The organism is Ramlibacter ginsenosidimutans (assembly GCF_016654015.1).
Taxonomy (GTDB): domain Bacteria; phylum Pseudomonadota; class Gammaproteobacteria; order Burkholderiales; family Burkholderiaceae_C; genus Ramlibacter; species Ramlibacter ginsenosidimutans.
The window spans coordinates 156,590-168,838 of sequence record NZ_JAEPWM010000001.1 but is presented as its reverse complement, the minus strand read 5'-3'; the positions used below and the strand labels follow the sequence as shown (position 1 = coordinate 168,838).

General features: G+C 69.2%; 10 protein-coding genes and 1 tRNA gene. 10 read left to right on the top strand and 1 reads right to left on the bottom strand.

Annotation, left to right across the window (positions count from 1 at the left end; translation table 11 throughout):
- Window positions 1-21: 21 nt before the first annotated feature.
- From JJB11_RS00870 to arnF, 8 genes are all read left to right on the top strand, one after another.
- A tRNA-Thr gene (locus tag JJB11_RS00870) sits at window positions 22-97 on the top strand.
- Window positions 98-246: 149 nt separating this feature from the next.
- A complete protein-coding gene (gene arnB / locus JJB11_RS00865; RefSeq protein ID WP_201166016.1) occupies window positions 247-1,395 on the top strand; it encodes a UDP-4-amino-4-deoxy-L-arabinose aminotransferase in 1,149 nt (382 codons plus the stop codon).
- The gene (gene arnC, locus JJB11_RS00860; RefSeq protein ID WP_201166015.1) at window positions 1,392-2,390 is read left to right on the top strand and encodes an undecaprenyl-phosphate 4-deoxy-4-formamido-L-arabinose transferase; all 999 of its coding nucleotides are present in this window, start codon (window positions 1,392-1,394) and stop codon (window positions 2,388-2,390) included. The genes arnB and arnC overlap by 4 nt, the downstream gene beginning before the upstream one ends.
- Window positions 2,387-4,354 (top strand): bifunctional UDP-4-amino-4-deoxy-L-arabinose formyltransferase/UDP-glucuronic acid oxidase ArnA, encoded by a 1,968-nt coding sequence (arnA, locus tag JJB11_RS00855; protein ID WP_201166014.1) that lies wholly within the window; start codon window positions 2,387-2,389, stop codon window positions 4,352-4,354. The genes arnC and arnA overlap by 4 nt, the downstream gene beginning before the upstream one ends.
- Window positions 4,351-5,235 (top strand): 4-deoxy-4-formamido-L-arabinose-phosphoundecaprenol deformylase, encoded by an 885-nt coding sequence (gene arnD, locus JJB11_RS00850; RefSeq protein WP_201166013.1) that lies wholly within the window; start codon window positions 4,351-4,353, stop codon window positions 5,233-5,235. The genes arnA and arnD overlap by 4 nt, the downstream gene beginning before the upstream one ends.
- On the top strand, window positions 5,232-6,881 hold the full coding sequence (gene arnT, locus JJB11_RS00845; RefSeq protein WP_201166012.1) for a lipid IV(A) 4-amino-4-deoxy-L-arabinosyltransferase: 1,650 nt from the start codon (window positions 5,232-5,234) through the stop codon (window positions 6,879-6,881). Before arnD ends, arnT begins: the two co-directional genes overlap by 4 nt.
- Window positions 6,878-7,213 carry a 4-amino-4-deoxy-L-arabinose-phosphoundecaprenol flippase subunit ArnE gene (gene arnE / locus JJB11_RS00840; RefSeq protein ID WP_201166011.1) on the top strand — a complete coding sequence of 112 codons (336 nt, stop codon included), beginning with the start codon at window positions 6,878-6,880 and terminating at the stop codon, window positions 7,211-7,213. Before arnT ends, arnE begins: the two co-directional genes overlap by 4 nt.
- Window positions 7,210-7,614 carry a 4-amino-4-deoxy-L-arabinose-phosphoundecaprenol flippase subunit ArnF gene (gene arnF / locus JJB11_RS00835; RefSeq protein WP_201166010.1) on the top strand — a complete coding sequence of 135 codons (405 nt, stop codon included), beginning with the start codon at window positions 7,210-7,212 and terminating at the stop codon, window positions 7,612-7,614. The genes arnE and arnF overlap by 4 nt, the downstream gene beginning before the upstream one ends.
- A 156-nt stretch (window positions 7,615-7,770) precedes the next feature.
- On the opposite strand, the gene JJB11_RS00830 is transcribed toward arnF, so the two are convergent.
- A complete protein-coding gene (locus tag JJB11_RS00830; RefSeq protein ID WP_201166009.1) occupies window positions 7,771-8,094 on the bottom strand; it encodes a DciA family protein in 324 nt (107 codons plus the stop codon).
- A 14-nt stretch (window positions 8,095-8,108) separates the two neighbouring features.
- Here JJB11_RS00830 and JJB11_RS00825 point away from each other — a divergent pair, with 14 nt between their 5' ends.
- Window positions 8,109-9,092, top strand: a complete 984-nt coding sequence (locus JJB11_RS00825) for a M23 family metallopeptidase (protein ID WP_201166008.1) — start codon at window positions 8,109-8,111, stop codon at window positions 9,090-9,092.
- A gap of 212 nt (window positions 9,093-9,304) precedes the next feature.
- A complete protein-coding gene (gene secA, locus JJB11_RS00820) occupies window positions 9,305-12,118 on the top strand; it encodes a preprotein translocase subunit SecA (RefSeq protein WP_201166007.1) in 2,814 nt (937 codons plus the stop codon).
- Window positions 12,119-12,249: the final 131 nt, after the last annotated feature.

Below are 12,249 nucleotides of genomic sequence, written 5' to 3'. Positions count from 1 at the left end.
ATCTCGCCGGATGAACCCGACGCCGGTTTAGCTCAGTTGGTAGAGCAACCGCCTTGTAAGCGGTAGGTCGTCCGTTCGATTCGGACAACCGGCACCAAGAGTCGCGAATGCGCGCAGCCGTTCCTCGACCGGGCAGGTTGCGGGACAGTGAGGCGTTCGCTAGAGTTTGCGCGCGGCAGGAACCCCGAAGCGGCGCACCGCGCCGCACCCGGGCTCGCCGGGACCCTGCCGCCACGACGGATCGCGATGGATCAAGCTTTTCTTCCCTTCTCCCGCCCCAGCATCAGCGACGCGGAAATCGCCGCGGTCACCGACGTGCTCCGCTCGGGATGGATCACCACCGGCCCCAATGCGCAGAAACTGGAGGACCAGTTCGCGGCGCTGGTGGGCGGTCAGCACGCGGTGGCCGTCGCTTCGGCGACGGCGGCGATGCACGTGACGCTGCTTGCGCTGGGCATCGGCCCGGGCGACGAGGTCATCACGCCCTCGATGACCTGGGTCTCCACGGCCAACCTCATCTGCCTGCTCGGCGCCACCCCGGTGTTCGTCGACGTCGATCGCGACACCCTGATGGTGAGCGCCGCGGCGGTGGCGGCGGCGATCACGCCGCGGACCAAGGCGATCGTGCCGGTGCACTACGCGGGCGCGGCCTGCGACCTGCCGGGGCTGCGCGCCGTCGCCGGCAAGCACGGCATCCCGCTGATCGAGGACGCCGCGCACGCGGTGGGCACGACCTGCGAGGGCCGCCCGGTCGGCTCCAGCGGCACCGCCATCTTCTCCTTCCATGCGATCAAGAACCTCACGTCCGCCGAGGGCGGCATGCTGGTCACCGACGACGCGGCGCTCGCCGAGCGCGTGCGGCGCCTGAAGTTCCACGGCCTCGCGGTGGATGCGTTCGACCGCGAGACCATGGGGCGCAAGCCGCAGGCGCAGGTGATCGAGCCGGGCTTCAAGTACAACCTGTCGGACCTGCACGCGGCGCTGGGACTGGCGCAGCTGCATCGCATAGGCGACATCAACGCCAGCCGGCGCCGGCTGGCGCAGCGCTACCTGGAACAGCTCGAGGGCCTGCCAGTGCAGCCGCTCGCGTTACCGGCGGATCCTTCGCAGCATGCGTGGCACCTGTTCGTGCTGCGCATCGACCCCGAGCGTTGCGGGCTCGACCGCGACGCCTTCATGGAGGCGCTGAAGCAGCGCGGCGTCGGCACCGGCATCCACTTCATCGCGACGCACCTGCACCCCTGGTACCGCCAGCGCTGGCCCGACCTGAGCCTGCCCGCCACGGAGTGGAACTCGGCGCGGATCTGCTCCATTCCGCTGTTCCCCGACATGACCCTCGCCGACGTGGACCGGGTGGTGGCGGCGATCCGCGACATCGTGGGACGGCAACAATGAGACCCTATCCGATCCAGCGCGTGTCCGTGGTCATCCCCGTGTACAACGAGGAGGCCAGCCTGCCCGAGCTCCTGCGGCGCACGCGCACCGCCTGCGACAGCCTGCCGTGCGATTACGAGATCGTGCTGGTGGACGACGGCAGCCGCGACGGCTCCGCCGACCTGCTGCAGCAGGCCGCGTCCGAGCGCGGCAGCCCCGTGGTGGCCGTCATCCTCAATCGCAATTACGGCCAGCACTCGGCCATCATGGCGGGCTTCGAGCAATGCAGCGGCGACCTGGTGGTGACGCTGGACGCCGACCTGCAGAACCCGCCCGAGGAAATCCCCCGCCTGGTGGAGGTCGCCTCGCAGGGTTACGACGTGGTCGGCACGGTGCGCCAGTCGCGGCAGGACTCGATCCTGCGCAAGCTGCCGTCGAAGCTGATCAACCTCGCCGCATTGCGCTCCACCGGCGTCGCGATGACCGACTACGGCTGCATGCTGCGGGCCTACCGGCGCACCGTGATCAACGCGATGCTCGAGTGCCGCGAACGCAGCACCTTCATTCCCATCCTCGCCAACAGCTTCGCGCGCCACGTGTGCGAGATCCCGGTGGGGCACGCCGCGCGCGAGCAGGGGCAATCGAAGTACGGGTTCCTGAAGCTGGTGAACCTGATGTTCGACCTCGTCACCTCGATGACCACGACGCCGCTGCGCCTGCTGAGCCTGTTCGGCGCCGGCATGGCCATGGCGGGGTTCGCGTTCGCGCTGCTGCTGCTGGTGCTGCGGCTGGTGAACGGGCCGCAATGGGCTGCGGAGGGCGTGTTCGTGCTCTTCGCCGTGCTTTTCATCTTCACCGGCGCGCAGTTCCTGGGACTGGGCCTGCTCGGTGAGTACCTCGGGCGCGTCTACAACGACGTGCGCGCCCGCCCCCGCTTCTACGTCGAGCGCATCGTGCGCGGCGAGCCGGCCGCCACGAGCCGGGACACACTGGACAGGATGAGCGCCTCCGCATGAACACCGTCGTCTTCGCCTACCACGACATCGGATGCGCCGGCATCCAGGCCCTGCTGGATGCAGGCTACAAAATCAGCGCCGTCTTCACGCACGTCGACGATCCCGGCGAGAACCGCTTCTACGGCTCGGTCGCGCAGCTGTGCGCGCGCAACGGCATCCCGGTGCATGCGCCCGAAGACGCGAACCATCCGCTGTGGGTGGAGCGCGTGCGCAAGCTGCAGCCCGACTTCATCTTCTCCTTCTACTACCGCAAGCTGCTCTCGCCCGAGTTGCTCGCGTGCGCCAGTCGCGGTGCGTACAACCTGCATGGCTCGCTGCTGCCCCGCTACCGCGGGCGCGCGCCGGCCAACTGGGTGCTCGTCAACGGCGAGAAGGAAACCGGCGTGACGCTGCACGGCATGGTGGCCAGGCCCGATGCCGGCCCGATCTTCGCGCAGCGCAAGGTGCCGATCGCGCCGGACGACACGGCCGGCACGCTGCACACGAAGCTGCGCGAGGCGGCCATCGCGCTGCTGGCCGAGAGCCTGCCCAAGCTGGCGCGCGGCGACCTCGTGGGCCAGCCGCAGGACGAATCGCTCGCCACCTACTTCGGCCGCCGCACGCCCGCGGATGGCGAGCTCGATTGGAGCAAGCCTGCCGAACAACTGGCGAACCTGGTGCGCGCCGTGACGCAGCCCTTTCCGGGCGCGTTCGGCTGGCACGCGGACCAGAAGCTGATCGTGTGGGGCGCGCGCGCTGTCGAGGCCGACGGCTCCGCCGCGCCGGGCACGGTGCTCAGCACGGATCCGTTCCGCATCGCCTGCGGCCAGGGCGCGCTGGAAGTGCGCGAAGGGCAGCGGGGCGACGCCGGCCTGTTCCTGGCCGGCCCGCAGCTCGCCCGCGAACTGGGACTGGCCGAGGGCATGACGCTCACGCGCGGCAGCCGCGCGCCCGTGCGCAACACGCGCGTGCTGATCCTCGGCGTCAACGGCTTCATCGGCAACCACCTGTCCGAGCGGCTGCTGGCTGCCGGCAAGTACGACGTGTACGGCCTGGACATCGGCTCGGATGCGGTCCAGCGCTTCAGCGGCCACCCCAACTTCCACTTCGTCGAGGGCGACATCTCCATCCACACCGAGTGGCTGGAATATCACATCAAGAAGTGCGACGTGGTGCTGCCGCTGGTGGCGATCGCGACGCCGATCGAGTACACGCGCAATCCGCTTCGCGTGTTCGAACTCGACTTCGAGGAGAACCTGCGCATCGTGCGGTACTGCGTCAAGTACGGCAAGCGCGTGGTGTTCCCCTCGACCTCCGAGGTCTACGGCATGTGCACCGACGAGCGCTTCGACGAGGACCGCTCCAACCTGGTGGTGGGCCCGATCAACAAGCAGCGCTGGATCTACTCGGTGTCCAAGCAGCTGCTCGATCGCGTGATCTGGGCCTACGGCAGCAAGGGCCTGCAGTTCACGCTGTTCCGTCCGTTCAACTGGATGGGCCCGCGGCTGGACCGGCTGGACTCGGCGCGCATCGGCAGTTCGCGCGCGATCACGCAGCTGATCCTGAACCTGGTCGAGGGCACGCCCATCCAGCTGATCGACGGCGGCGCGCAGAAGCGCTGCTTCACCGACGTGGACGACGGCATCGAAGCCTTGTTCCGCATCATCGAGAACAAGGGCGGCCGCTGCGACGGGCAGATCATCAACATCGGCAACCCGGACAACGAGGCGAGCATCCGCGAGCTCGCGTACGAGCTGGTGCGCCACTTCGAGCAGCATCCCCTGCGCGACCGCTTCCCGCCCTTCGCCGGCTTCAAGGACGTGGAAAGCCGCAGCTACTACGGCAACGGCTACCAGGACGTGGCGCACCGCCGCCCCAGCATCGCCAACGCGAAGCGCGCGCTTGACTGGGCGCCGAGCGTGCCCATGGCCGAGACCATCGCCAAGACCCTGGACTTCTTCCTGAATGAAGCCGTGAAGCAATGACGGACGTCGGCCTGCGCGTCGACGTCGACACCTGGCGCGGGACGCGTGAAGGCGTCCCGCGGCTGCTCGACAACCTCGACGCCGCCGGCGTGCGCGCGACCTTCTTCTTCTCCGTCGGCCCCGACAACATGGGGCGCCATCTCTGGCGCATGCTGCGCCCGGCGTTCGCGTGGAAGATGCTGCGTTCGAAGGCAGCGTCGCTCTACGGGTGGGACATCCTGCTCGCGGGCACGGCGTGGCCGGGCCGCGAGATCGGGCGGCGCTTCGGCGCGCTGATGCGCGAGACGCGCGCGCGCGGCCATGAGGTCGGCCTGCATGCGTGGGACCACCACGGCTGGCAGCGAAATGCCGGAGGGTGGCCGCTGCCGCGGCTCGTGGCCGAGATCGAGCGCGGCGCCAAGACCCTGCAGGACATCCTGGGCGCACCGGTCGAATCGTCGGCAGCAGCAGGCTGGCGCGCGGACGAACGCGTCGTCGAAGCGAAGGAAGCCCTGGGCTTCCGCTACAACAGCGATTGCCGGGGCAACTCGCTGTTCCGGCCGCTGCTGCGCGATGGCCGCACGGCCGCGCCGCAGGTTCCCGTCACCCTGCCCACCTTCGACGAGATGGTCGGCCCGCGCATGAATCCGCAGGCCTTCACCGATTTCATTCTCGCCAGCATCCGTCCCGGCGTGCTCAACACGTACACCGTGCACGCGGAGGTCGAAGGCATCGCGATGGCCGACGAATTCAAGCGCCTGCTCGCGAACGGACGCGCGCAGGGCTATGCGTTCCGGCCCTTGCGCGACCTGTTGCCCTCCGATCCCGGGCAGGTTCCCGCCGGCCACCTCGTGCGCGGCGAGGTGCCCGGGCGCGAAGGCTGGCTCGGGGTGCAGCAGTGAGGCTCGCGGCGCCGCGGCGCCTGGTGCTGCTGTTCATCGCGGTGTTCCTGCTGCCCCTGGGGCTGCGGCCGCTGTTCCTGCCCGACGAATCGCGCTACGCGGAGATCGCGCGCGAGATGGTTGCGCGCCGCGACTGGATCGTGCCGCACCTGCTGGGCCTGGACTACTTCGAGAAGCCGGTCGGGGGCTACTGGTTCAATGCCGCCAGCGAATGGCTGCTCGGGACCACCGAGTTCGCGAGCCGGCTGCCCACCGCACTGGCCACGGGCGCGAGCGCGCTGCTGGTCGGCCTGCTGGCGCAACGCCTGTGGGCGGACCGCCGCACGAGCGCGGTGGCGGTGCTGGTCTACCTGTCGTTCGCCCTGGTCGCGGCGCTCGGTGTGTACATCACGCTGGATCCGCAGCTCACGGTGTGGATCAACCTCGCCTTGCTCGCCTTCCACGTCGCGATCAAGACCACGCGCAGGCGCGTGCGCCTCGGTGCGTGGGTGGTGCTGGGTGCCGCGTGCGGCATGGGCTTCCTGGTCAAGGGCTTCGTCGCGTGGGCGCTCGCCTTCCTCGTGGCCGCGCCCTACATGCTGTGGCGTCGCCGCTTCGGCGAGTTGCTGCGCTACGGGCCGATCGCCGTCGCCGTCGCCGTGCTGGTCGCCGCACCGTGGGCGCTGGCCGTGCACCACCGCGCGCCCGACTTCTGGAACTTCTTCTTCTGGAACGAGCACGTGCGCCGGTTCGCCTCCGGCGAAGCGCAGCACAGCGCGCCCGCCTGGTTCTACCTGCCGGTGCTCGCGCTCGGGTGCATTCCGTGGCTGGGGCTGGCTCCGCGGGCAGCGGCTGCCGCGTGGTCGCAGCGCGGGGACGCCGACATCGCATTCCTGCTGGTGTGGCTGCTGGCGCCGCTGCTGTTCTTCAGCGCCGCGCGCGGCAAGCTGCCCGCGTACATCCTGATCTGCTTCACGCCCGCTGCGCTGCTGCTGGCGCGCTCGCTCGCCAGCGAACTCGACGCCGGGCGCACGCGGTGGCTGAAGGCGAATGCCGGCGTGAACCTCGCGATCGGCCTCGTGCTGCTGGCCGGGCTCGGGTACGCGCGCCAGCGCGGTCTCTACGGCCCGCAGGACGGTCGCGCGTGGATCGTCGCGCTCGTGATCGCACTGGCCTGGACGCTGCTCGCGCTGGCGCAATGGCGCTGGCCCTTGCGTGCGTGGGATGGCGCGGCGCAGGCGCTGTGGCTGCTGCTCGCGGGGCTGCCCTTCGTGTTCACGCACGAACTCGCCACGTCCAAGCAACCGTCCGCCGGCATCCGCCGGCATGCGACCGAACTCCGGGCCGCGGACGCCGTGCTGTGCAACGATCCGGGCCTGTGCGCGCTGGTGGCGTGGGAGCTGCGACGCACCGACGTCACGCTGTACCAGGGCGCAGGCGAGCTGGAGTACGGACTGGCCAAGCCGGCCGGGGCAGGCCGCCTGGTCGCTTCCGGCGAGGCGGCCGCGTGGATCGCGCAGCAACGAACGCAGGGCAGCGTGGGCGTCGTGATGCGCGTGCCGCGCGACAGCGCCGCCGCCTTGGCTGCGCTGCCCCCCGGCGCGGCCGTCCGCGATCTCGATGCGCGTCTCTTCGTGGCGATCTATCCCCCATCGGCACCGAAATGACCTGGCTGCTCGTCGCACTCGTGTGCCTGCTTACCAGCCTGGGCCAGATCGCGCAGAAGCTCGCAGTGTCGGGCCGTAGCGCGCGCCCGGGCGAACTGCTCCGCTCCCCGTGGACCTGGGCGGCCTTGCTGTGCCTGGGCGCGGGCTTGCTCGTGTGGCTCGTCGTGCTGCAGCGGCTCGACGTCGGCATCGCCTATCCGATGCTGAGCCTCAACTTCGTGCTCGTCACGCTGGCCGCGCACTACCTGCTGGGCGAGCCCACCGACTGGCGGCACTGGGGCGGCATTGCGCTGATCGTGCTCGGGGTGGCCTGCATCGGCTTGCCCTCATGAAGACGCGTGCGCTCCTGCCCGCTGCATGCAGCGTGGCCCTGGTCACGCTGGCGCAGGTCGGCATGCGCTGGTCGCTGATGCGCCTGCCGCACCTGGAGTCCTGGCCGGTGGCCCGCATCGCGGACATCGCGTGGGCGCCGGCGGCCCTGCTCGTGGCGTCGATCGGTGCCTACGGTGCGTCGCTGCTGTGCTGGCTGGCCGCACTGCGCCACCTGCCCCTCAACCGCGCGTATCCGCTCCTCAGCGTGAGCTACGCGCTGGTGTACCTCGCGTCGGCCTTGCTGCCCGGCCTGGAGGGCAGCTTCTCGCTGCGCAAGTCGATCGGGGTGGCGCTGGTGCTGCTCGGCGTGACGCTGATCCACGCACGCGCGCCCGCATCGCAAGCACGCGCGCCGCGCTAGGCGCACGCACACGAATCTGCGCGGGCTCGCCGGCCCGCTGCGACCGGCGTTCGCGACTGCCGCTGCTGCCTGCAACGGACGGCCGGCACGCGCGGCGGGACGAGCGGGGGCGCCGCGACGGATGGTGCCGCTGGCAGGGACGAGCGGGACGCGCGCTTACTTCTGGAGGCTTCCCACCCGCAAACGGATGGCGGTAACCTCAATTCCGCGACTGTTGAGCCTCGCGATCAGGAGGGGGACCAACTGCCGGAGCTTCGCAGCCGCAGCGTTGCTGTCCACCAGCAGGCACCAGGTGGTTCCCTCGATGGGGCCGGGCCGGATGGCAGGACGCAGGGGAGCAGGGATGGACGACTCGATCGCCCGCAGACGCTCGCCCGACTCGCGCGCCAGTTGCGTGAGCCGTGCGAGGGTCGGCGCCTCTTCCGCGGCCTTCTGCAAGGTCACGGCTTGATGGCGGCGGATGGTGGGCGGGACGGTCATTGGGAGTACAGAAGATGCATTTCATTATCACGGACGCACGCATGGCCAGGAGCCATGCGATCCACCTGAGCGGCACGCGACTCGTCAGCGCACTGGTGACGCTGTCACTCGTGCTGATGCTGATGGCCGCCGGGCTCTACCACTGGGTGTTCCTCAAGGGCGCGCGTGAACGCTGGCCCGTCGTCGGCACGCTGGTGCGCTTCGTGGTGCACGACGAGATGGAGCAGCGCGACCGCTTCATGCGCGAGAACCTCGATGCGATGGCCAGGCGCCTGGGCGAGATGCAGGCCCGCATGCTGCAGCTCGACGCCCTCGGCGAGCGCGTGGGCAGCCTGGCCGGCGTGAGCCCGCAAGAGCTGCACGTGAACACCGCGCGCGGCGGCGCCCTGGTGGAGGGTCGTCCGCTCAGCCTGCAGGAAGTCAAGGGCACGCTCGACGACCTGGACCAGCTGACCGGCGAACGCACCGACCTGCTGACCGTCATGGAGTCGCGCCTGATCGACCAGCGCCTGAAGAAGATGATGGTGCCGACGCAGGTCCCCGTGAGCAACGCACCCATCGGCTCGCGCTTCGGCTGGCGCATCGACCCCTTCACCGGCCGGCAGGCGCTGCACACGGGGCTGGACTACCAGGCGGTGGTGGGTTCGCCCATCGTCGCGGCCGCGGGCGGCATCGTGGTCACGGCCGAACTGCATCCCGAGTACGGCAACATGGTGGAGATCGACCACGGCAACGGGCTGGTCACGCGCTACGGGCATGCGTCGAAGCTGCTCGTGAAGAAGGGCGACCTCATCAAGCGCGGCCAGCAGATCGCCCTGGTGGGCACCACCGGCCGCTCCACCGGCCCGCACCTGCATTTCGAGGTGCTGGTCCAGGGCGTGCAGCAGGATCCGCAGAAATTCCTGGCCGGCGGCGGCAGCGTCCCGGCGATGCCGGCGCCGGCAGCGCCGCAGCACGTGGCAGCGATGGTGCTGCCGCCTGACCACCGGCCTCACTGAGCGGCCTTCCCCGCTCGAAACGGCCCCGCCGAGGCGGGGCTTTTTCTTGGATCCCGTCCCACAAAGCTGCACAGGTAAAATCCCGGGTTTGGCCGCCGCCGACCTTCCTGCCTTGCGAAAGGCGCCTGGCGGCTCCACCTTTCCTGCTGAACGAAAAAAAGGACTGCGCCGTCCGGCCCACCCCCTCGCGGGCCCCGACGACATTCGCGCCCATGGCCACGAACTTCCTCACCAAAATCTTCGGCTCCCGCAACGATCGCCTGCTCAAGCAGTACCGGCGCCAGGTGGAGCAGATCAACGCGCTCGAGCCGAAGCTGGAACAGCTGTCGGACGAGCAGCTGCGCGCAAAGTCCGAGGAGTTCCGCGGCCGGCTGCAGCAGGGCGAGACCCTCGATGCCGTGCTGCCCGAGGCCTTCGCCGTAGTGCGCGAGGCCTCCAAGCGCGTGATGAAGATGCGCCACTTCGACGTGCAGCTGATGGGCGGCATCGCGCTGCACCAGGGCAAGATCGCCGAGATGCGCACCGGCGAAGGCAAGACGCTCACCGCGACCCTGCCGGTGTACCTCAACGCCCTGTCGGGCAAGGGCGTGCACGTCGTCACCGTCAACGACTACCTCGCCAATCGCGACGCCCAGTGGATGGGCAAGCTGTACAACTTCCTGGGCCTCACGGTGGGCGTGAACCTGCCGAACATGCCCAAGGAGGACAAGCAGGCCGCGTACAACGCCGACATCACCTACGGCACCAACAACGAGTACGGCTTCGACTACCTGCGCGACAACATGGTGTACGAGGTGGGCGACCGCGTGCAGCGGCGCCTGAACTACGCCATCGTCGACGAGGTGGACTCGATCCTGATCGACGAAGCCCGCACGCCGCTGATCATCAGCGGCCAGGCCGAGGACCACACCGACCTGTACCTCGCCATGAAGCAGGTGGTGCCGCTGCTCGTGAAGCAGGAAGGCGAAGCCGACCCGCGCACCGGCGAAGGCGTGACCAAGCCCGGCGACTTCACGGTGGACGAGAAGACGCACCAGGTGTTCCTCACCGAACAGGGCCACGAGAACGCCGAGCGCATCCTGGCCAACCTGGGCCTCATCCCGGAAGGCGCGACGCTGTACGACCCGGCGAACATCTCGCTGATGCACCACCTGAACGCGGCGCTGCGGGCGCAGCACCTGTACCACCGCGACCAGCACTACGTGGTGCAGGATGGCGAGGTGGTCATCGTCGACGAATTCACCGGCCGCCTGATGTCGGGCCGCCGCTGGAGCGAGGGACTGCACCAGGCGGTGGAAGCCAAGGAAGGCGTGCAGATCCAGCCGGAAAACCAGACGCTCGCCTCGATCACCTTCCAGAACTACTTCCGCCTGTACGGCAAGCTCGCCGGCATGACCGGCACCGCCGACACCGAGGCGTACGAGTTCCAGGAGATCTACGGCCTGGAGACCGTGGTGATCCCGCCGAACCGCCAGAGCCGGCGCGAGGACCAGCTCGATCGCGTCTACAAGACCACGCGCGAGAAGTACGAGGCCGCGATCCAGGACATCCGCGAGTGCTACGAGCGCGGGCAGCCGGTGCTGGTGGGCACCACCTCGATCGAGAACTCCGAAATCATCGACCAGCTGCTGCAGAAGGCGGGCCTGCCCCACCAGGTGCTGAACGCGAAGCAGCATGCGCGCGAAGCGGAGATCGTGGCGCAGGCCGGCCGCCCGAAGATGATCACGATCGCCACCAACATGGCGGGCCGCGGCACCGACATCGTGCTGGGCGGCAACGTGGAGAAGGCGGTCGAGGCCATCGAGGCCGACGACACGCTGGATGCGGCGACCAAGCAGCAACGCATCGCCGAACTGCGCGAGCAGTGGCAGAAGGACCACGAGCAGATCGTCAAGCTCGGCGGCCTGCGCATCATCGCGACCGAGCGGCATGAGAGCCGCCGGATCGACAACCAGCTGCGCGGCCGCTCGGGCCGCCAGGGCGACCCGGGCTCCTCGCGCTTCTACCTCTCGCTCGACGATCCGCTGATGCGCATCTTCGCGGGCGACCGCGTGCGCGCGATCATGGAGCGGCTGAAGATGCCCGATGGCGAGGCCATCGAGGCGGGCATCGTCACGCGCTCGATCGAGAGTGCGCAGCGCAAGGTGGAAGGGCGCAACTTCGACATCCGCAAGCAGCTGCTCGAATACGACGACGTCGCCAACGACCAGCGCAAGGTGATCTACCAGCAGCGCAACGACATCCTCGACGCGCAGGCGCTGGGCGCCCAGATCGCCTCGCTGCGCGAAGGCTGCTTCACCGACCTCGTGCACCAGTACGTGCCGCCCGAGTCGGTCGAGGAACAGTGGGACCTCGCCGGGCTGGAGAAGACGCTGGCCGAGGACTGGGGCATCTCCCTGCCGCTGAAGGCGACGGTCGAGGCCGCTACCGCGATCACCGACGAGGACATCGTCGAGAAGGTGGTCGCCGCTGCCAACGCGGCCTTCGAGGCGAAGGTGGAGCAGATCGGCGAGGCCAACTTCACGCACTTCGAGCGCATGGTGCTGCTGCAAAGCATCGACAGCCACTGGCGCGAACACCTGGCCGCCCTCGACTACCTGCGGCAGGGCATCCACCTGCGGGGCTACGCGCAGAAGCAGCCGAAGCAGGAGTACAAGCGCGAAGCCTTCGAGCTGTTCGGCCAGATGCTGGACGCGGTGAAGAACGAAGTCACGCGCATGCTCATGACGGTGAAGATCCAGTCGGCCGCCGAAGTGGAGCAGGCCGCCGAGGACCTCGAGGATCGCGCCGAACGCATCGCCAACGTGACCTACACCGCGCCGACGGAGACCGGCGAAGTGGAAAGCACCCTCGACCAGGCGACGCTCGCGCAGCAGCAGCGTCCGGTCGCCGCGGCGGCGATGGCGGCAGCGGGTGGCTCCGGCATGGCGTCCGCAGTCGCGGGCATGCCGCGCGTGGGCCGCAACGATCCCTGCCCATGCGGAAGCGGTAAAAAGTTCAAGAACTGCCACGGGCAGCTCACGTAGCGCGCTCCGGAGCCGGCACGGGCCGCTTCGCGGCCGCACGGGCTCTCGGTGTTCACCCTGAGCCGCACAAACTTCCGGTAAGGATTCGTAAGGGCACCTGTCAAGCTTGACAGGGTGCGCCCGCGTCCGGT